19 protein-coding genes and 1 tRNA gene are annotated in these 18,796 nt (G+C 57.4%); 11 read left to right on the top strand and 9 right to left on the bottom strand.

Annotated features, from left to right (window positions below):
* Positions 1 to 149: 149 nt before the first annotated feature.
* Both K5E80_RS09645 and K5E80_RS09640 read right to left on the bottom strand, forming a co-directional pair.
* Positions 150 to 470, bottom strand: coding sequence for a hypothetical protein (locus K5E80_RS09645; protein ID WP_220635947.1), 321 nt, complete (start codon positions 468 to 470; stop codon positions 150 to 152).
* A 17-nt stretch (positions 471 to 487) separates the two neighbouring features.
* Positions 488 to 1,837, bottom strand: coding sequence for a tyrosine-type recombinase/integrase (locus tag K5E80_RS09640; RefSeq protein WP_220635946.1), 1,350 nt, complete (start codon positions 1,835 to 1,837; stop codon positions 488 to 490).
* A 149-nt stretch (positions 1,838 to 1,986) separates the two neighbouring features.
* Between K5E80_RS09640 and K5E80_RS09635 the strand changes: the two genes are divergently transcribed.
* Both K5E80_RS09635 and K5E80_RS09630 read left to right on the top strand, forming a co-directional pair.
* A complete protein-coding gene (locus tag K5E80_RS09635) occupies positions 1,987 to 2,445 on the top strand; it encodes an EVE domain-containing protein (RefSeq protein ID WP_220635945.1) in 459 nt (152 codons plus the stop codon).
* The gene (locus tag K5E80_RS09630) at positions 2,445 to 3,245 is read left to right on the top strand and encodes a sulfite exporter TauE/SafE family protein (protein ID WP_220635944.1); all 801 of its coding nucleotides are present in this window, start codon (positions 2,445 to 2,447) and stop codon (positions 3,243 to 3,245) included. Before K5E80_RS09635 ends, K5E80_RS09630 begins: the two co-directional genes overlap by 1 nt.
* Here K5E80_RS09630 and K5E80_RS09625 read toward each other — a convergent pair.
* The 3 genes from K5E80_RS09625 to K5E80_RS09615 are packed head-to-tail and all read right to left on the bottom strand — an operon-like array spanning position 3,242 to position 6,151.
* Positions 3,242 to 4,453, bottom strand: coding sequence for a multidrug effflux MFS transporter (locus tag K5E80_RS09625; protein WP_246590936.1), 1,212 nt, complete (start codon positions 4,451 to 4,453; stop codon positions 3,242 to 3,244). The genes K5E80_RS09630 and K5E80_RS09625 overlap by 4 nt on opposite strands.
* Positions 4,413 to 5,906 (bottom strand): YifB family Mg chelatase-like AAA ATPase, encoded by a 1,494-nt coding sequence (locus tag K5E80_RS09620; RefSeq protein ID WP_220635943.1) that lies wholly within the window; start codon positions 5,904 to 5,906, stop codon positions 4,413 to 4,415. The genes K5E80_RS09625 and K5E80_RS09620 overlap by 41 nt, the downstream gene beginning before the upstream one ends.
* Positions 5,907 to 5,917: 11 nt before the next feature.
* Positions 5,918 to 6,151, bottom strand: coding sequence for an accessory factor UbiK family protein (locus K5E80_RS09615; RefSeq protein ID WP_220635942.1), 234 nt, complete (start codon positions 6,149 to 6,151; stop codon positions 5,918 to 5,920).
* Positions 6,152 to 6,388: 237 nt separating this feature from the next.
* Here K5E80_RS09615 and K5E80_RS09610 point away from each other — a divergent pair, with 237 nt between their 5' ends.
* Genes K5E80_RS09610 through K5E80_RS09600 form a run of 3 tightly spaced genes read left to right on the top strand, consistent with a single transcriptional unit; the run spans position 6,389 to position 9,101 of the window.
* Positions 6,389 to 7,237 (top strand): TorF family putative porin, encoded by an 849-nt coding sequence (locus K5E80_RS09610; RefSeq protein ID WP_220635941.1) that lies wholly within the window; start codon positions 6,389 to 6,391, stop codon positions 7,235 to 7,237.
* A gap of 25 nt (positions 7,238 to 7,262) precedes the next feature.
* On the top strand, positions 7,263 to 7,601 hold the full coding sequence (glnK, locus tag K5E80_RS09605; protein WP_220635940.1) for a P-II family nitrogen regulator: 339 nt from the start codon (positions 7,263 to 7,265) through the stop codon (positions 7,599 to 7,601).
* 12 nt (positions 7,602 to 7,613) lie between these two features.
* A complete protein-coding gene (locus K5E80_RS09600) occupies positions 7,614 to 9,101 on the top strand; it encodes an ammonium transporter (protein WP_220635939.1) in 1,488 nt (495 codons plus the stop codon).
* Positions 9,102 to 9,244: 143 nt separating this feature from the next.
* On the opposite strand, the gene K5E80_RS09595 is transcribed toward K5E80_RS09600, so the two are convergent.
* Positions 9,245 to 9,595: a dihydroneopterin aldolase gene (locus K5E80_RS09595; protein ID WP_220635938.1), complete on the bottom strand. Its 351-nt coding sequence runs from the start codon at positions 9,593 to 9,595 to the stop codon at positions 9,245 to 9,247.
* 44 nt (positions 9,596 to 9,639) lie between these two features.
* Here K5E80_RS09595 and plsY point away from each other — a divergent pair, with 44 nt between their 5' ends.
* A complete protein-coding gene (gene plsY / locus K5E80_RS09590; protein WP_220635937.1) occupies positions 9,640 to 10,239 on the top strand; it encodes a glycerol-3-phosphate 1-O-acyltransferase PlsY in 600 nt (199 codons plus the stop codon).
* On the opposite strand, the gene tsaD is transcribed toward plsY, so the two are convergent.
* Positions 10,236 to 11,246, bottom strand: a complete 1,011-nt coding sequence (gene tsaD / locus K5E80_RS09585; protein ID WP_220635936.1) for a tRNA (adenosine(37)-N6)-threonylcarbamoyltransferase complex transferase subunit TsaD — start codon at positions 11,244 to 11,246, stop codon at positions 10,236 to 10,238. The two genes, plsY and tsaD, sit on opposite strands and share 4 nt — an antisense overlap.
* Before the next feature lie 96 nt (positions 11,247 to 11,342).
* Here tsaD and rpsU point away from each other — a divergent pair, with 96 nt between their 5' ends.
* From rpsU to K5E80_RS09560, 5 genes are all read left to right on the top strand, one after another.
* A complete protein-coding gene (gene rpsU / locus K5E80_RS09580) occupies positions 11,343 to 11,555 on the top strand; it encodes a 30S ribosomal protein S21 (protein ID WP_220635935.1) in 213 nt (70 codons plus the stop codon).
* Between the two features lie 82 nt (positions 11,556 to 11,637).
* The gene (locus K5E80_RS09575) at positions 11,638 to 12,084 is read left to right on the top strand and encodes a GatB/YqeY domain-containing protein (RefSeq protein WP_220635934.1); all 447 of its coding nucleotides are present in this window, start codon (positions 11,638 to 11,640) and stop codon (positions 12,082 to 12,084) included.
* A 33-nt stretch (positions 12,085 to 12,117) separates the two neighbouring features.
* Positions 12,118 to 13,836 carry a DNA primase gene (dnaG, locus tag K5E80_RS09570; protein WP_220635933.1) on the top strand — a complete coding sequence of 573 codons (1,719 nt, stop codon included), beginning with the start codon at positions 12,118 to 12,120 and terminating at the stop codon, positions 13,834 to 13,836.
* Between the two features lie 169 nt (positions 13,837 to 14,005).
* Positions 14,006 to 16,297: an RNA polymerase sigma factor RpoD gene (gene rpoD, locus K5E80_RS09565; protein WP_246590935.1), complete on the top strand. Its 2,292-nt coding sequence runs from the start codon at positions 14,006 to 14,008 to the stop codon at positions 16,295 to 16,297.
* 72 nt (positions 16,298 to 16,369) lie between these two features.
* A tRNA-Ile gene (locus K5E80_RS09560) sits at positions 16,370 to 16,446 on the top strand.
* Positions 16,447 to 17,216: 770 nt separating this feature from the next.
* Here the strand turns inward: K5E80_RS09560 and K5E80_RS09555 are convergent.
* Positions 17,217 to 17,951 carry a transporter gene (locus K5E80_RS09555; protein WP_220635932.1) on the bottom strand — a complete coding sequence of 245 codons (735 nt, stop codon included), beginning with the start codon at positions 17,949 to 17,951 and terminating at the stop codon, positions 17,217 to 17,219.
* A complete protein-coding gene (locus tag K5E80_RS09550) occupies positions 17,948 to 18,790 on the bottom strand; it encodes an FTR1 family iron permease (protein WP_220635931.1) in 843 nt (280 codons plus the stop codon). The genes K5E80_RS09555 and K5E80_RS09550 overlap by 4 nt, the downstream gene beginning before the upstream one ends.
* Between the last annotated feature and the right edge of the window lie 6 nt (positions 18,791 to 18,796).

Raw genomic sequence — 18,796 nt, 5'->3', positions numbered from 1 at the left:
CCCAAAGATTGCGCCGGAACATTCCGGATGTCACAAGCTTGACAGAGGCGTTTGGTTGCATTCAAGTTGCATTTTCAGCGGGCCATAAAGACGCTCTGTTACGGCCTTTGGGCCGCAAATGCAACCGATTGCAACCGATATGCAACCTGCTATCTGCGAATTCTCGCAGCTACGCTCAACAAGTATGGCTTAAGTACTCTCTCTATGTATTGCCGTGAAAGATCAAACTCACGCGCTAGCTGACCGCGAATCTTGCGGGGATTAATTTCCTTCTGCGCCTGCAATTGCTTAAAGCGCTCAATGATTCGATTGTTGCGTGAAGCTGTACTTTCACCCGGCTTACGCGGTTTCCCGGCACTGGGCGGGCTCATGTCCATTCCGCTGCTTTTCTTGCGCATTTGCCGCAGGCTGGCGGCTATCTTCTTGCTTCGTTCGATTGCTACGTTTTCCTTGGTCAATGGGTGTTTCACCGATGAAGCTCCAATATCTAAGCTGCGGCGCGCTGAAATTGAATCACGTTTTTCTCTTCGGCCAAGGTCACGATCCTGTCCGCCCATTTCTCTAGCGCAGCTTTACGCTGCTCAAGGTATTCCGCATGGTTGTAATGAGCCAAGACGCCCGGTAAGACGTGATTTGCGATTTTGTGTCCAATAAACAACTCGACGCCCAAATCAGGAAGGCGGGTAATCAGTGTGCGCCGCAAATCATGTACGTGGCACTTCGTGATGTTGGGCAACGCATTGCGCTTAAATAATGTTGAGAGTGCGTTACCAATGCTTCGGCCATAGATGGGCTGATCTTCTATCATCGGAGACTCGAATACATAAGCTGATTTTCCCGTTAGCGATTTCAAAGCCTTTAGGATGCTGACGGCCTGCGGCGCCAAGTGCACTAGATGAGCGCGGTTTTTCTTGGTACGTTCAGCGGGGATTTTCCATAACCCGGCTTCCAGATCAAGCTCCGTCCATGCAGCATTGGTAACTTCGCACTCCCTCTGACCAGTAAGGATCACCAACTTCAATGCGGCAATTGAAATCGGATCGGCTTTGCAACGCTCTGGATCGTTAAGCGTGCGCCAAAGTTCGACAACCTCATCAAGGCGGAGCACTACTTCGCGTTTAACGGGTTTGGCGTCGAAATCCCTGCGGGTAAGTTTTTCAATACAAGACGTTTCAATCCATTCCCTTGACTCGGCAAAGCGCCAAACTCGCTTAGCTTGAATCAGGACTTCCCCAGCTAGCTGCTTTGCAGGGATATGCTGTCCCTCCTTATTTGTTCTTCGCCCCTCCGCGATAGACTCAATTGCTGAAATTACATCCTGACGTTTCACCGTGAAAATCTTCTTGTCACCCAAAAGGTCTGAAAGCAAATCCAAACGATAGCCGATTGCCTTTGCGCTCTTCTTACCGGCTATGTGTTTTGTCATGAATTGATCAATCGCATTAGCGACGGTAGGCAATGCGGCTTCAGCGGCTTTAGCCGCTACTTCTGCTGCAAATTGCTCTGCTTCCTCGAAAAGTTGCGCCTCCCATTCACGGTGGGCGTTGTGACCAGCGCGACGGGCATCCTTCCAACTTCCAGCAATTGCTCGCGCTTGAGCAACCGATAACCTGCCATGACGTAACCAATCAGAAATACTTTTACCCGGCGCACCATTAGAATCATAGGTTCCTATAGTTGGCTTAGCACGCTCGCCTTTAAACTCGTAATCGATAATCCAAGTCTTCGTACCATGCGGACGCACGCGCAAATACAAACCATCGCCATCAGCCAGCAATCGGTCTTTGCCCTCAAAGGGTTTCGCGTTTTCGTAACTCAGTTGCGATCTCTTGCCCATGTGCGCTCCTTTGAGTTTGGGTGGGGAATTGGGTGGGGGTTCACGTTGGATTCTAAAGGAAGCACCCGGACATGGGAAGACTGTTTTATCAATAAAATCAATGCACTGAAAGACTTTATCAGACGGGACAGGAAGGGGGTGGACATACCATGCGCTACTGGCTGATGAAAACGGAGCCGTCCGTGGTCGGCATCGATCATGTGCTGGCGATGAAGAACCAGACCGTCGACTGGTGGGGTGTGCGCAACTACCAGGCGCGCAACTTCATGCGCGACCAGATGCAGGTCGGCGACAAAGTATTCTTTTATCATTCCTCGTGTCCCGAACCCGGGATCATCGGTCTCGCCGAGGTGGTGAAGAAGGCATATCCCGACCGCACCCAGTTTGATCCGAGTAGTCCCTATTCCGATCCCAAGGCGACAGCGGAAAATCCGCGCTGGGTGAATGTCGATGTGCGCGTCGTGAAGAAGACACGCCTGATCGGACTGGATGAGTTGCGTGCGCACCCTGAGTTGGCGAACATGCGCGTGCTGCAGCGGGGCAACCGTTTGTCGATTACACCGGTCGATCCGGCGGAATGGAAATTCATCACGGAGAAACTGTTGTAATGACAATGTGGTTGTTTGCGTATTTCGTGCTTGGCATGTTTTCGGGCTTCTGCGCGGGCCTGTTCGGCGTCGGCGGCGGCGTGGTGTTGGTGCCGATATTGACCTCGCTGTTCGTGGCGCAGCAATTCCCGCACGAACACGTATTGCATCTGGCGCTGGGCAGTTCGATGGCGACCATTGTGTTTACCTCGATATCGAGCCTGCGCGCGCATCATTTGCGCGGCGCGGTGCGGTGGCCGATTGTGCTCAAGATAGCGCCAGGCATCGTGATCGGCACGCTGCTGGGTTCCCAGTTGGCAAGCCAGGTACCGACCCGGCCGCTGGGGATTTTCTTTGCCGCGTTTATTACTTGTGTTGCCATCCAGATGTTCCTGAATGTCAAACCGCAGCCGCACCGCCAGTTGCCAAGTGCTATGGGCATAGCCGGGGTGGGGATTGTCATCGGCGCAGTTTCCGCCCTGGTGGCGATCGGCGGCGGCTCGTTGTCGGTACCCTTCATGACCTGGTGCAACGTCAAGGTGCAACATGCGATCGGCACTTCCGCCGCCATCGGATTGCCTATCGCGCTATCGGGCGCGGTCGGCTACGCAATCTCGGGGTGGAGCCAAACAGGCATGCCGCCGGGCAGTTTGGGCTACCTCTACTTGCCGGCGGTAGCGGGTACGGCATTGGCGAGTGTGATGACGGCGCCGCTCGGCGCCGGGGTCACGCACAGCCTGCAGCCTGCCACGGTGCAGAAAATTTTCGCCGCGATATTGCTGTTGCTGGTGGCAAAAATGCTGCACACATTGTTTTTTTAGGTCGCTCGCCGCATCCGCAATGAGAGGCCGAAGGCGATCAGGCCGGCGGTCATGAAACTGACCATGCTCAGTGCGAGTGTCAGCGTCGAGCCCCACATCAGCGGCGCGACGGCGCCGGCAACCACCGCGTTGATAGCGGACTGGACCAGCCCCTGGCAACTCGATGCCATGCCATGCCGTGCCGGAAACAGATCCATCGCCAGCAACTGCAGGCAGGGCATGGTCAATGCCATTCCAGCGACATAGATGAAGAGGGGGATCAGCGCCCACGGCAATTGGGGCGGTAGCCACAGGTTAAGCAGGACGTTGCCGATCGATGACGCTATCATCACAAGGTAGCCAAGCGCGATGGTTCGCCGTGGCGAGAGCCGCCCCGCCAGCCGGCCGTTGGCCAGGCTGCCCAGCACCATTCCGCACACCATGGGGGCAAACATCCAGCCGAAATCCTGGGGTGAAAGCTTCAGGTGCTGGATCAGGAACACCGGCGACGACAGTACATAGATGAAAAAGGCGGCGAAATTGGCGGCGAGGGCCAGCGAGAGCAAAATGAATTCGATCGATCCGAAAATGCCGCGATAGCCCTGCCACAGCGAACCCGGTGCGAAAGGCTGGCGCTTGCTGCGGGGCAGCGTCTCGGGCAAATATAGCCATGACAACAGCAATAATGCCGCGGCGATCAAGGCCAGGAAAAAGAATACGCCATGCCAGTTGAACCAGAGCTGCAACTGGCCGCCGATCACCGGCGCAATGGCCGGCGCAATGGCGAAAATCACGGCGACATTGGCCATCAAGCGCTGCGCGCGCGCTCCGTCGTAGAGGTCGCGCACCACGGCGCGGCCAACCACGAAGCCGATACCGCCCACCATACCCTGCATCGCTCGCCCGAGCCAGAGCATTTTGATGCTCATGGCGAAGGCGCAGAACAGCGAGGCGAAGACGTAGCAACCGAGTCCGGCGAGAATCACCGTACGGCGGCCGATGGCATCGGAGATCGCGCCATGCCAGAGGATCATAAAGGCGAACATCGCCATGAACGCGGTAAGCGTTTGCTGTACCTGGATCGGGGTGGCATTTAGGCTGACGCCGATGGCCGGGAAGGCGGGCAGGTAAGTGTCGATCGAGAACGGGCCGAGCATGGCCAGACCCGCAAGCAAAAAAGGCAAACTTTTAGCTACCGAGGCCGCGCCGGTACTGGATGGCTTCTGCAATGTGTGCTCCGCTGATATTTTGACTGTCGCCGAGGTCGGCAATGGTACGCGCGACCTTGAGCACACGATGATAGGCGCGCGCCGAGAGGTTGAGCCGGGAAATGGCCTGCTTCAGCAGGACTGCGCCGCTACTGTCGGGTTCGCAAAGGGTGTCGATTTCCTTGCTGTCGAGCAGGGCATTGATTTTCCCCTGGCGCGCCAACTGGCGCTGGCGTGTCTTGATCACGCGATCCTTGACTGCGTTGGAAGGTTCGCCCTGCGGTTTGCCTTGCAGTTCCACATCGGAAAGAGGTGGAACTTCGATCATCAAGTCGATGCGGTCGAGAAACGGCCCCGACAGCTTGGCGCGATAACGCGCCACCTGATCCGGAGTACAATGGCATTTTCCGTTTGAATGGCCGAGATAGCCGCAGGGGCAGGGGTTCATTGCCGCAACCAATTGGAAGCTGGCGGGAAATTCGACGCGCTGTGCTGCGCGCGAGACGCGGATCACGCCATTTTCAAGCGGCTCGCGCAGTGCCTCTAGCACGCGCCGTTCGAACTCGGGCAACTCGTCGAGGAACAGCACACCGTGATGGGCCAGCGAAATCTCGCCCGGTCGCGGCGTACTGCCGCCACCCACCAATGCGGGCACCGAGGCCGAGTGGTGAGGCGCTGCAAACGGGCGCATGCCGTAACGTGCGTGAGCGAAGCTGCCAGCGAGCGAAAGCACGGCTGCGCTTTGCAACGACTCATCCGCAGTCAGCGGCGGCAGGATGCCCGGCAGGCGTTTGGCCAGCATCGATTTGCCGGTGCCGGGCGGGCCGGAGAAAAGAATCGAATGACCGCCGGCTGCGGCGACCTCGAGCGCGCGGCGCGCCAGCCCCTGACCCTTGATGTCGGCGAGATCGGGATAGTTGTCGACAACTGCCGCTTGATGCGGCGCACTGGCGGCAAGGGTTTGCGTGCCAGCGAGATGGGCGCAGACATCAAGCAGAGCATTCGCGGGCAGCACCTGCGCAGTGGCGGCGAGCGCGGCTTCGGCAGCGCTGGCGGCGGGAAGAATAAAAGCGCGATTCGACTTGCCGGCGCGCATGCACATTGCGAGCGCGCCGCGAACCGGACGCAACTCGCCCGACAAGGACAACTCGCCGGCGAATTCATATTGGTCGAGGCCGTTTGCCTTGAGCTGCCCTGATGCAATCAGAATACCCAGCGCAATGGGCAGATCGAAGCGCCCCGATTCCTTGGGCAGATCGGCGGGCGCGAGATTGACGGTAATGCGTCGCGCCGGAAAATCGAACTGGCAGTTCTGGATGGCAGCACGCACGCGGTCGCGTGCTTCCTTGACTTCGGTGTCGGGCAGTCCGACCAGAGTGAAGGCCGGCAGACCGGCGGCCAGATGCACTTCTACCGTAACTTCCGGCGCATCCATGCCGGACAGCGCGCGGCTTTTGAGAACGGCGAGCGCCACGGGCAGGAAGCTTATTTACGCGCTTCGAGTTCGCTAATTTTCGCTTCGAGCGCCGCCAGCTTTTCCTGCGCCTTGGCCAGCAGTTCGCGCTGAATGTCGAATTCCTCGCGCGTTACCAAGTCCATGCGCGAGAACGCGCCAGACAACAGGGCCTTGGCGTTTTTCTCGAATTCCGCCACCGGCGTGCTTACGGCCAGTTGGGAAATGCGGCTGGAAATTTCGTCGAGAAACTTGTTGTTTGTCATGACTTTGTCCTTGTTTCAGATGACTGACACTCTAGCATGAGGATGGCTTGATATCGACCGCACGCGATTGGTGCGTCATTGGTCATGGGAGAGTTAAAACGGTGCGCAGTCTCGCGTGCCCAAAAGAGACAATCTTACAACTTAATGATTTATATAAATATTGTTAGCTGGCACGCTCCGTGCAGTAACTGATTGTCACTTTTCAAGCACGTTATTTTCAATCACAGGAGAACCAAGATGATGAAGCAAACCCTGATTGCAGCCGCCGTAGCCAGTGTCTTCCTGACAGCAGGTTCCGCCATGGCCGCCGATGCGTCCGCGAGTCCCTGGACCGTGACGACCAACATCTATGGCGTCAGCGACTATTATTTCCGTGGCATGACTCAAACTTGGCACAAGCCGGCCATTCAGGGCGGCGCGGACTTTGTCCATTCCAGCGGTTGGTATGCCGGCCTGTGGGGTTCGAACGTTAGCAACAACACCTACCCGGGCGGTTCTGGCCTGGAATTCGACTATTACGGCGGCTACAACGGCAAGATCAACGACGACTGGGGCTGGACCGCAGGCGGTCACGGCTATTACTACCCTGGCGCCGACCTGAACAAGACCGCTTTTGACATTAGCGGCGATTCCTTCAATTCATTCGAGGCAAACGTCGGCCTTTCCTACAAATTCATGAGCGTCAAGTACTCGTATTTCTTGACCGACTGGTTCGGCTTGAACAAGAACTTCATGGTTGGCGGCGTTCCCGCGTTCACCGATGATTCCAAGGGATCGAGCTATCTTGAATTCAATCTGGCCTACGAGTTCATGCCAACCTACACGGTCAACTTCCACGCCGCCCATACCGACGTCAAGACCAAGACGACGGCTGCATTCGGAACAGCGGGACTCGATCCCAGCTACGACGATTACCTGGTCGGCGTGACAAAGACCTTCGACGGCGGCTGGGTCGGGTCGCTTGCTTATGCCAAATCCAATTACAAGGACAAGACGTACTGGGACCCCACTTTCTCGTTCGCCAATTCCGACACGATCGATATGGGCGAGGGCCGCGTAATCCTCTCCGTCGGCCGCGTGTTTTAGGCAATCCTGAAGAAAGGAAAACGTCATGAAACTGGTTACCGCCATCATCAAGCCGTTCAAGCTTGACGAGGTACGTGAAGCGCTCGCCGCCGTCGGCGTGCAGGGCATCACCGTCACCGAGGTCAAGGGATTTGGCCGGCAAAAGGGGCACACGGAGTTGTATCGTGGCGCCGAATACGTAGTCGATTTTCTGCCCAAGGTCAGAATCGATGCCGCCATCAAGGACGATCTTCTCGATCAGGTGATCGAGGCCATCGAGAAATCCGCCAGCACCGGCAAGATCGGCGACGGCAAGATTTTCGTCTCCGACCTCGAACAAGTCATCCGCATCCGCACCGGCGAAACCGGTGAGGATGCGCTTTAAGGGGAAACGGACATGAAGAAACTTTTCGCAATCGTGTTGACGCTGCTCGCCGTCGGTGTCGGCGGAGCGGCGTGGGCCGAAGACATGCCATCTGCAACTGCCGCGGCGGCCACTCTTGCCGCGGCCCCGGCCGCAGCTCCCGCAGCGTCAACGCCTGCCGCTGCACCCGCGCCGACACCCAACAAGGGCGACACGGCATGGATGTTGATGTCGACGGCTCTGGTGCTGTTGATGTCGGTGCCCGCACTGGCCCTGTTCTATGGCGGCCTGGTGCGCAGCAAGAATATGCTCTCGGTATTGATGCAGGTGTTCGTGGCGTTTTCGCTGATTACGGTGCTGTGGTGCGTGTATGGCTACAGTCTCGCATTCACCGGCGGCAACGCGTTCATTGGCGGCTTCGATCGGCTGTTTCTCAAAGGTGTGTTCGATTCGGCAACCGGCGCATTTTCACTGGGCGCCACATTCAGCAAGGGCACACCGATGTACGAGATTGTTTTTGTCGCCTTCCAGGCCACGTTTGCCGCGATCACGGTCTGCCTGGTGTTCGGTTCACTGGTGGAGCGCGTCAAGTTCTCCGCAGTCCTGATCTTCTCGACGATCTGGTTCACCATCAGCTATCTGCCGATGGCGCACATGGTCTGGTTCTGGGCTGGCCCCGACGCCTACACCTCAGCGGACGTCGTCGATGCCACCAATGCCACCGCCGGCCTGCTCTGGCAATGGGGGGCGCTGGACTTCGCGGGCGGCACGGTGGTGCATATCAATGCCGGTTTTGCCGGGCTGGTCGGCGCCTTCCTGCTCGGCAAACGCATCGGTCTGGGCAAGGAAGCCCTCTCGCCACATAGCCTGACCATGACCATGATCGGCGCCTCCCTGCTGTGGTTCGGCTGGTTCGGCTTCAACGCCGGATCGGCATTGGAAGCGAACGGCTCAGCCGCGCTGGCCTTCATGAACACCTATCTTGCCACCGCATGCGCGGTGCTGACCTGGATATTCACCGAATGGCTGATCAAGGGCAAACCCTCGATGCTGGGCGCAGCCTCCGGCGCTGTTGCAGGTCTGGTGGCAATTACACCGGCAGCGGGCAACGTCGGCATCCCCGGCGCGTTCGTAATTGGCCTCCTCGTTGGCCCGCTTTGTTTCTGGGGTGTGACCGGACTGAAAAAGCTGATCGGCGCGGACGATGCGCTCGACGTATTCGGCGTGCATGCGCTGGGTGGTGTCTTCGGTGCGTTGATGACGGGGATTTTCAATTCACCCGATCTCGGCGGTGTCGGTTTCTATAACAACTGGTTCGAGATGAAGCCTGGCTACGGCGCCATCATGGATCAGCTTATCACCCAGGCCAAGGCAGTGGGCGTGGCGGCGGTATGGTCGTCGGTTGCTGCGTTCATCTCCTTCAAGATCGCTGACCTGATCGTCGGTCTGCGGGTGCCTGAAGACGAGGAACGCGAGGGATTGGACATTACCTCGCACGGCGAGACTGCCTATCACGCCTGACAAGGATTCCGATGCTCGGGATGGGAAACGGGGCACCCGCGGGTGCCCCGTTTCATTTCTGCTCAAATCATCACCGGGCCGTCCCAAGATTGACTTGGCCCTCTTTGGGGCAGCTTAGGCCGAGACCAGAGCCGGGGGCTAAATCAGCTTCGCGCCCGCTCGATTTGCACTCCGACGCGGTGCACGCCCTTCATGACGCCGATCTTGGCGATGGAAATTTTCACCCACGGCGCCTTGAATTCGTCAAGCATCAGCGCGATGACAAATTCCCCCAGGGTTTCGAGCAGGTTGAAGTGGTGCGCCTCCAGTTCGCGTCGGATGCGGCCAATTACATCCGCATAGTCAATGGTCTTGGCGATGTCGTCGTCGCGCGCCGCTTCGTCGGGCACGCCGAAGGTGAGATTGATTTCGATGGTCTGCGGCGCGGCCCGCTCGCGCGGATAGATGCCCACGTTCGCCTCGACGCGCAGTTCCTCGATGAAAATGAAGTCCATAACGGTCTGTGAATTACAATCCTGCGCATTCTATGGGGTTCAACATGAACGCGCTTGTTTTCGTGCTGCTCGGCTATTTGCTTGGCTCGCTTCCTTTTGCCGTGATCGTTTCAAAAGCGTTTGGTCTTGCCGATCCGCGCAGTTTCGGCTCCGGCAACCCGGGCGCGACCAATGTGCTGCGTTCCGGCAACAAGCTGGCGGCGTTGCTGACGCTGGTTGGCGATGCGGCGAAGGGCTGGCTTGCCATATGGCTGGCCGGCAAGTGGGGGGGCGACAGTTTGGGCGTAGCGGCGGCAGGGATCGCCGCTTTTTTCGGCCACGCATTTCCCGTGTTCCTCAAGTTCAAGGGCGGCAAGGGTGTGGCGACGGCGCTCGGCGTGCTCGCCGGCTTCAATGGCTGGCTGGCGTTGATTTGCGCCAGCGTCTGGCTATTGGTGGCACTCGTGACGCGCTACTCCTCGCTGGCGGCCTTGCTCGCCGCGGTATCGGCGCCCGTCGCGACCGCGTGGCTCGGCAGCGGCAAGGAAGCGCTGATGGCCGTGACGGCGATGTCGGTGATTCTGATCCTGCGCCATCGCGACAATATCAAGCGTCTGCTGGCCGGTACCGAGGGCCGGATCGGCGGCAAAAAACAATCGGATTAAACCGCTTGCAATGCCCAGCGCGGTCTGACGCAAAACGCGTGAGTCGTCTGGCCTGCACTTTCAGCTAACAAACGCTGCGCGCCGCAGTAGGCGATCATGGCGCCGTTGTCGGTGCATAGGTCGAGCGGCGGGTAATGGACGCGAATCCCCCGCCTTGCGGCTGCCGCATTCAGTCTTTCCCGCAGCCTGAGGTTGGCGCCTACTCCGCCGGCAACGACGAGCTGGTCAAAGCCACAGCGTTCGACTGCCGCCAGCGCCTTGGCCACCAATACTTCAGTGACGGCTTCCTGAAATTCGGCGGCGAGATCATGGCGTTCCGTCTCATTCAACTCGTGATCGCGTACCACCGTGAGTACTGCGGTTTTCAGGCCGGAAAAGCTGAAATCGAGATCGCCCGAGCGCAGCATCGGCCGCGGCAATTTGTAGCAACCGGCGATGCCCTTTGCCGCCAGTCTGGCGATGGCGGGTCCGCCGGGGTAGCCCAGGCCAAGCAACTTGGCGGTCTTGTCGAAGGCTTCGCCGGCCGCATCGTCAAGGGTTTCGCCAAGCAACTCGTATTTGCCGACGCCACTGACACGCATCAATTGCGTGTGCCCGCCCGATACCAGCAGAGCCACGAAAGGAAAAGTCGGTGCATCTGCCGCCAGCAAGGGCGAAAGCAAATGACCTTCGAGATGATGCACCGGCATCGTCGGCACATTCAGGGCCAAACCCAGCGATTCGGCAAAACTGGCGCCGACCAGCAGGGCGCCAGCCAAGCCGGGCCCGGCAGTATAGGCGATGGCGTCGATCTGTTTTTTATCGACACCCGTTATTGACAATACCTGGTCGAGCAGCGGGATCAGGCGCCGGATGTGGTCGCGTGACGCCAGTTCCGGCACCACGCCGCCGTAGGCCTCGTGCATGTCGATCTGGGAATAAATGGCGTGGCCGAGCAGGCCGCGCAAGCTGTCGTAGAGGGCGACGCCGGTTTCGTCGCAGGAGGATTCGATGCCTAGAACCAACATGACTGAGGCCAAGAACTGACAGGACGCGATTTTACCTTTGACATCAAGGTGAAAACCGCTACAATGCGCGCCTTTCCGCTTATTTGGATTAGTGCAATGCCGGGTATACGCCTCAAGGAAAACGAGCCGTTTGAAGTTGCGATCCGCCGCTTCAAGCGCGCCATTGAAAAAACCGGTCTGTTGACCGAGTTGCGTTCGCGCGAGTTTTACGAGAAGCCCACCAGCGAGCGCAAGCGCAAGGCCGCTGCTGCCGTGAAGCGCCATCACAAGCGCATTCGCAGCCAGATGCTGCCACCGAAGCTGTACTAGGGAGCTTCGTTTCGCATTCAGCCGAAACCGCCGATATCGCAAGGTGTTGGCGGTTTCGGCGTTTTTGAATCAGGAGGATCGCATGTCGCTCAAGCTGCGCATCAACGAAGACATGAAGACCGCCATGCGGGCCAAGGACAGCGCCCGTCTTGGCGCCATTCGCCTGCTCATGGCGGCGATGAAGCAAAGGGAAGTCGACGAGCGCATCGATCTCGATGATGCCGGCGTGATCGCCGTGATCGAAAAAATGCTCAAACAGCGCAAGGACTCCATCACCCAGTACGAAGCTGCCAAGCGCCAGGATCTCGCTGACGCGGAGAAGTTCGAAGTCGATGTACTCATGGCCTATATGCCGCAGGCGCTCTCCACTGCGGAGGTGGAAGCGATCATCGACAAGGCGCTGGCCGACTCTGGCGCCAAGGCGCCGTCCGAAATGGGCAAGGTCATCGCGCTGATCAAACCGCAGGTTGCTGGCCGCGCCGACATGGGCGAAATTTCGAAACTCGTCAAGGCCAGGCTTGGTAACTGAGTCAGCCCCAACTGAGCGGGGCATAATGCCCGCGTGATCCCCGAAAGTTTCATTCAAGAGTTGCTCACTCGTGTCGACATCGTCGACGTGATCGAGCGCTATGTGCCGCTGAAAAAAGCCGGCGCGAACTACAGCGCCTGCTGTCCTTTCCATTCCGAAAAAACACCCTCGTTCACAGTGAGCCCGTCGAAGCAGTTCTATCACTGCTTCGGTTGTGGTGCGCATGGCAGCGCGATCGGCTTCGTCATGCAGTATTCCGGGCTCGGCTTCATCGACGCCGTCGAGGATCTTGCTTCGCATATCGGCATGCAGATGCCGCGCGATGCGTCCGAACGTCATGCCATGGAAGCCGCACGCAGGGCGCCGCTCACCGAGCTCATGGCTCGTGCTGCAAAGTTCTATCGCGACCAGCTCAAGCAGGCGCCGAAAGCCGTCGACTACCTCAAGGGACGCGGCCTCTCCGGCGAGATCGCGGCGCGCTTCAGTCTCGGTTATGCGCCCGACGACTGGCAGGGGCTGCAACAAATATTCCCTGATTACGACGATCAGGCGCTGGCCGAATGCGGTCTCGTCATCGTCAATGAACAGGGCCGCCGCTACGACCGCTTCCGCGACCGCATCATGTTTCCGATCCTCGACCAGCGCGGCAACGTTATCGGCTTCGGTGGGCGCGTTATCGGCGATGGCGAACCCAAATACCTCAACTCGCCCGAGACACCGATTTTCGAGAAGGGCCGCGAGCTCTATGGCCTCAGCCAGGCGCGCAAGGCCATTCACGAAGCCGACACCGTGATCGTCGTCGAAGGTTATATGGATGTAGTCGGCCTCGCCCAACTCGGTGTCGAGAATGTCGTCGCTTCGCTCGGCACCGCGACGACCGGCATGCATGTGCAGAAACTGCTCAAACAGGCCAATCGCGTGGTGTTCTGTTTCGACCGCGACAGCGCCGGTGATCGCGCCGCGCGCCGCGCCATGGAGAACAGCCTCGAATATCTCATTGACGGCAAAAGCGTCGAGATATTGCAGATGCCCGGCAACCAGGATCCGGACGAATTCATCCGCGAACATGGCAAAGAGGGATTCCAGAAACTGGTTGGCAGCGCGACACCCCTCTCCGAATTTCTGCTGCGTGAAGCGCGCAGGGACATCAGCCTTGCCACGGCGGAAGGTCGTGCCGCGCTGATTCAGCAGGTTGGCCCCTTGATGCAGAAAATTGCCGCCCCTACATTGCGCCTGCAATTGACCAGGGATATTGCGAAGCTGACCCAACTCTCGCCGGCCGATGTGGAGAAACGCTGCGACTTGAAACCACTGGCACGCGGCAGAGCGGCATATGTTGCCCGCGCATCCACACGGCCGCTCGAACATATCCTGCTGCAAGTGGTGATTCAACGGCCGGAATGGGTGGTGCGCATTCCGCTTGAATTGCTATCCATTGAGCAGGAAGAAACTGCGGCACTGAATGCGATCGCCGACTTGATCGAACATGGCCTGCCCACCGGTGGGGCAGGGCAAATGCTCGAATCATTTCGCGGCCGGCCCTGCGAGACAATCATCGCGCAAGTGTTGGCGGAACTGGCGCTCGAAGAACCCGATCTGACCACCATGGAAGTCGTATTGGGCGATGCCGTCGAAAGGTTGCGCGTGCGCGGCGTGCGTAGCGAAATCGAAAGCCGCAAGAAACAGCTCACGCCCGAGGAGTGGCGCGAACTGCTTTTAAAAAAACAGGGCGGGAACCGGCCCGCCGAGTAGATTTCGGGATGACGCTGTTTTTTGTCTGGCATAAGCCACAGTGGACGGCTATTCTGAGTATGTCGCTGGGGGAGCGGCGCACTGGCTCGCTAGTGTATAATTACCGGTTTTCCCAAGCATTTGCGGACAGTGTATTTGTCCGTTGAGACGTTTGTAACCGAGGATCGCCATGCCCGAGGAAATTGCAAAACAGTCTAAAACCAGGAGCGTCGCCGCCAGGAACGCCAAGGCGGGTGCAAAACTGATCGCAAAAGCAAAACCCAAGACGGCAGTCGCCAGGAAACCGGCTGCCTCCAAACGTGTCCCTGTCCCCGTGAAAAAAACGAAACCAGCACCCAAGGCCGCCCCCAAATCAGTCAAACCTGCCGCCAAGGCCGCAGTTACGAAGACAAAGGTGGCACACCAGCCCGTAGCCAAAGCCGCCCGGAAGCCTGAGGACAAATCCGACAAGGTAGTGAAGACTGCGCAGTCGCTTCCCAAGTCCGCCCCTGAACCAGTTGCCCCTGCCAAGGCGCCAACTGTCGCTGAAGTTGCCAAGGCGGTAGTTCAGGCCAAGGCCAAGAAGGCCAAGGAAAAGTCCGGCCAGATTGCGCCCGCGGCACCTCAGCCGCTTGATGTCGAAGCCCGCCGTTCCCGCCTCAAGAACCTCATTGCGCTGGGCAAGGAGCGCGGCTACCTCACCTACGCCGAGATCAATGACCACTTGCCCGACGACATGGTCGACGCCGAGCAGATCGAGTCGATCATTACCACTTTCAACGACATGGCGATCCGGGTTTTCGACGAGGCCCCGGCCGGTGAAGACCTGCTGCTCACTGAAGCTGCTGCCGCACCGGTGGATGCCGAGGAAGTCGAAGAGCAGGCCGAGCAGGCGCTGTCTACCGTCGATTCCGAATTTGGCCGCACTACAGACCCAGTACGCATGTATATGCGCGAGATGGGTACGGTCGACCTGCTCACGCGCGAGGGCGAAATCGAGATCGCCAAGCGCATTGAAGATGGCCTGAAGCACATGGTCATCGCCATCTCGGCTTGCCCGACGACCATCGGTGAAATCCTTGAGCTTGCCGGCAAGGTGGCGCGTGACGAAATACGCGTTGATGAACTGGTTGATGGCCTGGTCGACCCAAACGCGACCGAAGAAGAAATTGCCGCGACGGAGGCGGCCGAAGACATCGAAGTCGAAGAAGACGGCGATGAAGAGGATGAGGGAGCCGCCGCTGCCGCTGCCGCCGCTACGCTGCTTAAACTGAAGGAAGAAGCGCTGCAGCGCTTCAACGTGATTCATGAACTTGCCGGCAAGCTATATACCGCACTGACCAGGAAGGGCTCGCAGGATAAGAGTTATTTGCGCATCCAGAAGCAAATCTCCGACGAATTGATGAACATCCGCTTCACCGCCAAGACCATCGAGCGCCTGTGCGACTCGGTGCGTGGCATGGTCGAAGCCGCACGCAGCCACGAACGCAAGATTCTGCATCTCTGCGTGGACAAGGCGCACATGCCGCGTCAGCACTTCATTAAAGTGTTCCCCGGTAACGAGACCAACCTCGAATGGCTCAAGCACGAAGTGCAGTCAGGCAAGCCCTACAGCGCACAACTGATGCGCGTCGCACCGAACATCCTGGAGCAGCAGCAGAAACTGATTGATTTGCAAACCCGCATCGGCCTGCCGCTCAAGGAGCTTAAGGACATCAACAAACAGATGTCTACCGGAGAAGCCAAGGCGCGCCGCGCCAAGCGCGAAATGACCGAGGCCAACCTGCGCCTGGTGATCTCCATCGCCAAGAAATACACCAACCGCGGCCTGCAATTCCTTGACCTGATCCAGGAAGGCAACATCGGCCTCATGAAGGCGGTGGACAAGTTCGAATACCGCCGCGGCTACAAATTCTCCACCTATGCGACATGGTGGATTCGCCAGGCTATCACCCGCTCGATCGCCGACCAGGCGCGCACCATCCGCATCCCGGTGCACATGATCGAGACCATCAACAAGATGAACCGCATCAGCCGCCAGATCCTGCAGGAAACCGGTCTTGAGCCCGATCCCGCAACGCTGGCGATCAAGATGGAAATGCCGGAGGACAAGATCCGCAAGATCCTCAAGATCAGCAAGGAACCGATCTCGATGGAAACACCGATCGGCGACGACGACGATTCCCATCTCGGCGACTTTATCGAAGACGCCGGCACGCTGGCGCCGGCCGATGCTGCATTGTTCGCCAGCTTGCGCGAGATTACGAAAGAAGTGCTCGACAGCCTGACGCCGCGCGAAGCCAAGGTGCTGCGCATGCGCTTCGGCATCGAGATGAACACCGACCATACGCTTGAAGAAGTCGGCAAGCAGTTCGATGTCACACGGGAGCGCATCCGCCAGATCGAAGCCAAGGCCTTGCGCAAGCTGCGTCACCCGACGCGTTCGGAAAAACTGCGCAGCTTTCTCGATTCGGAAACCTGAGCAAGAGCAAAAACATCGCGTGATTCCCCGACGCGGTGAGTCATCCGCACGGTATTCGCCGTGCGGCACGGGGGGCCTGTAGCTCAGTTGGTTAGAGCAGAGGACTCATAATCCTTTGGTCGTGGGTTCGAGTCCCACCGGGCCCACCAACAAATCAATGGCTTACGAGAAATCGTAGGCCATTTTTCTTTAGCATGAAAAAGCAGCGACGGTGCGCCTTGTGATATCGAGCGTGGCGAGCCGACTGGTAGCCCGCCCCGGGGTGGGGATGGGGAGCGTTCAATTTGTTTTGCGCATTTTCATCCTCAGGGTGACGCTGGCGGCTATGCACATTAGGCAGGGGAAAAGCATGAACGTTACAGCGGGGATTTAGCCTCAAGCCGCAATATTGGTGTCGCGCCATTACAACAATATCAATATGGTTTTGCTATTTAACTTGTTTACCAAATCAAAACACAGTAGCCTTCGCTACATCCGATTAAGCGGGACGGAGGAGGAGGAAAAAGAAAAAGAACCCCGGCACTATGTGCCGGGGTTTCAAAACCGGCCCGTTGCGGGTCGGAGGAGGAGACAGCAGTTTCTTTACCTCACAGCGTTCTTGATGCTGAACAGACAAAAATGGCGACTAAATTACTATACTAATAAAGTATAGATTATATAATCGGAAAAATCCAAGCCAAATTTTTTGTGCGGTGCGCAAAAAAACAAAAATATATATTCTGTTATTTTTTATATAGTTACCTTTAAGTAGTTCATCGCGCCATTGCGTTTTGCTGCAATGTTGACGTAAATTAATATTTAATATTTATATCTTGGCCTATCCCCGATTGGAATCTCGGAATGGAAAACATACCGCAGTCCAATCAAAAACGACTTATGAACCGCTACTCAGTAGCTTAGCCTTGACTGTTAGCGGGGATCAAAATTCGTACTCAACCTGCATACGTATCGTATGGTCTGGGGCGGCATCCGAACTTCCCATCAGCCAAGCCGCGTTGTATCTGATGGCTTGGTGATCCCCAAGCGGTATCTTGCCGAAAATTGCCGGGCCGGCCGTATGGATGCGTTCGTCACTCGGTGACCAGTCATCCCACTTGCCCATCTCACCAAATCCCTGAAGCCCGAATTCAAACTGCGGTAACCAGCGGTACTTTGCCTGCCATTGATATTGAAACTGAGTGTCGCTCTGGAAATCAGAACGATAGTTCCTTTCGAATAGCAGATTTCCATTGAGCTGTATTTTTCCGAACTCGGTCTGGAAGAGCGGCCCCCACTTTACTTCCCATCCTTCCGCGTGATCTTTCGGGCGCTCAATCTCCAGAATGAGTCCAATATCTACCGGGTATTTCCCCGTCTCGGTAAGCTGGAATTTGTTTTCCCATTCGATAGCATCGAATTTGGTGCTCTCGTTATTCTCGCGTTTGTATTTGACATATAGTTCGGTGAACCACCATTCTTTTGCACCATAGCCAAAGCCGAGACTGTGGGCGGACTCTAGTGGGGTATCATTTTTGTGAGACACCCCCAGCTTGAAGTCAATTTCCTTCTCGCCATATTCCACGGTTGGCGTATAGACGTAGTCAGCGGGTCCAGCGTTGGCGAAACATGGGTACAACAAAACTCCCGCAACAATAACCGGTACACATAATTTCATGAGAATTTCTTTCTACTGGGGGTTGGATCGGATGGAGGCTGGACGCGGGCAAACCGCATCCCGGTATATATCAGCGTGGCTGTGGCAAAATAAAAAATTACTTGAATCCCTGACGGCATAGCCTCGTAACCGATCAGCGTATGCAGTACACGGCCAAATAGGGATGCGTTATCGAGTACTCTGGAGGTATCCCAGAGCGGGCTGGCCAAACTGGGCAAGACATCAGCTTGAACCAGAAACCGAACTGCCTGACTGGTCATGGCTGCGGCCATGAGAAGAATCAGTCCACTGGTCATGGAAAAAAACAGTTTGGCAGGGATTCGCAAAAAACCCGCATAAAACGCATAGCCAGTGGCTGCGCCAACCAACAACCCGATAGCGCCTCCACTGAGAACAGTGAAAACGGGTTCGTCGCTTCCAGCGACAAGCCCATAGAGGAAAAGCGCCGTTTCCGAGCCTTCCCGCAGGGTCGCCAGAGCAACAACCAAGGCCAGTGCAGACATTTCCCGATTACCCGAGATAACATCTTGGCTGAGTTGTTTGGCATTCATTGCCAATTGTTTTCCGTGACGGGCCATCCAGATGTTGTGCCAGGCCAGCATGAGTGCCGCAAGCCCCAGAATCCCGGCATTGAATAATTCCTGCCCGGCCCCTTGAGCCAATTCAGCTATCTGTCCCGTCAAGGATGCGACAATCAGCGAACCAAGAATGCCGGCACCGATACCGGTGAGAAGCCAGATCCGGCGAGATGGAATCGCGCGAGTTGCAATGGCGATGATGCTGATGATCATCGCGGCCTCAAGCGTTTCGCGGAAAACAATGATGGCTGCACCGAACATAAGAGC

Origin of the sequence: Georgfuchsia toluolica, from assembly GCF_907163265.1 — a bacterium.
Lineage (GTDB): Bacteria > Pseudomonadota > Gammaproteobacteria > Burkholderiales > Rhodocyclaceae > Georgfuchsia > Georgfuchsia toluolica.
Note: the sequence above shows the minus strand (reverse complement) of the source record. Positions and strands in the feature narration are given on the sequence as shown.

Bases quoted from the DNA above. Each gene is read 5' to 3' on its own strand.
- K5E80_RS09595 (WP_220635938.1), bottom strand. From the start codon at position 9,595: ATGGACTTCATTTTCATCGAGGAACTGCGCGTCGAGGCGAACGTGGGC.
- plsY (WP_220635937.1), top strand. From the start codon at position 9,640: ATGAACGCGCTTGTTTTCGTGCTGCTCGGCTATTTGCTTGGCTCGCTT.
- K5E80_RS09615 (WP_220635942.1), bottom strand. From the start codon at position 6,151: ATGACAAACAACAAGTTTCTCGACGAAATTTCCAGCCGCATTTCCCAA.
- K5E80_RS09610 (WP_220635941.1), top strand. From the start codon at position 6,389: ATGATGAAGCAAACCCTGATTGCAGCCGCCGTAGCCAGTGTCTTCCTG.
- K5E80_RS09575 (WP_220635934.1), top strand. From the start codon at position 11,638: ATGTCGCTCAAGCTGCGCATCAACGAAGACATGAAGACCGCCATGCGG.
- K5E80_RS09635 (WP_220635945.1), top strand. From the start codon at position 1,987: ATGCGCTACTGGCTGATGAAAACGGAGCCGTCCGTGGTCGGCATCGAT.
- K5E80_RS09550 (WP_220635931.1), bottom strand. From the start codon at position 18,790: ATGTTCGGTGCAGCCATCATTGTTTTCCGCGAAACGCTTGAGGCCGCG.
- K5E80_RS09600 (WP_220635939.1), top strand. From the start codon at position 7,614: ATGAAGAAACTTTTCGCAATCGTGTTGACGCTGCTCGCCGTCGGTGTC.
- rpoD (WP_246590935.1), top strand. From the start codon at position 14,006: ATGCCCGAGGAAATTGCAAAACAGTCTAAAACCAGGAGCGTCGCCGCC.
- rpsU (WP_220635935.1), top strand. From the start codon at position 11,343: ATGCCGGGTATACGCCTCAAGGAAAACGAGCCGTTTGAAGTTGCGATC.
- glnK (WP_220635940.1), top strand. From the start codon at position 7,263: ATGAAACTGGTTACCGCCATCATCAAGCCGTTCAAGCTTGACGAGGTA.
- tsaD (WP_220635936.1), bottom strand. From the start codon at position 11,246: ATGTTGGTTCTAGGCATCGAATCCTCCTGCGACGAAACCGGCGTCGCC.
- K5E80_RS09640 (WP_220635946.1), bottom strand. From the start codon at position 1,837: ATGGGCAAGAGATCGCAACTGAGTTACGAAAACGCGAAACCCTTTGAG.
- K5E80_RS09630 (WP_220635944.1), top strand. From the start codon at position 2,445: ATGACAATGTGGTTGTTTGCGTATTTCGTGCTTGGCATGTTTTCGGGC.
- K5E80_RS09555 (WP_220635932.1), bottom strand. From the start codon at position 17,951: ATGAAATTATGTGTACCGGTTATTGTTGCGGGAGTTTTGTTGTACCCA.